The organism is Gilvimarinus sp. 1_MG-2023, assembly GCF_030548285.1.
The window spans coordinates 1-367 of the sequence record NZ_JAUOSC010000354.1; the positions used below are offsets into that span (position 1 = coordinate 1).

Annotated in this window: 1 protein-coding gene and 1 pseudogene; both read left to right on the forward strand. The window is 55.3% G+C overall.

All coding sequences use genetic code 11. From position 1 onward, the window contains the following. Positions 1-85, forward strand: a pseudogene (locus Q4563_RS17160) (ABC transporter ATP-binding protein); the annotation flags it as partial. 30 nt (positions 86-115) lie between these two features. Next, positions 116-367 (forward strand): ATP-binding cassette domain-containing protein (locus Q4563_RS17165; RefSeq protein WP_303605355.1); only part of this gene is annotated, 252 nt, incomplete at its 3' end.

The following is a 367-nucleotide window of genomic DNA, read 5'->3' on the forward strand; positions in this document are numbered from 1 at the left end:
GCATCAGGGCAAGGTGCTGTCGGAAGGCTCGATGGAGCGGGTTCAGAACGATCCCAAAGTCATTGAAGTGTACCTGGGCCATTGATCGCCAAGCCGGTAAACGAGGAGATAAACAATGCTTGAGCTAACCGATTACAACGTTGCCTACGGTCAAAGTGACGTGATTCGCAATATGAACCTGAGTGTCGGAGACGAAGAAATTGTCGCCGTGCTGGGCCGTAACGGCATGGGCAAAACCACGCTGATGAAATCGCTGATCGGCATGATTCCGAGCAAGTCCGGAACGGTTGCCCTCAACGGAGTCGATCTGGTGCCACTCCAGAGTTACGAACGCGTCGGCGCCGGTGTCGGCTTTGTGCCACAGGGG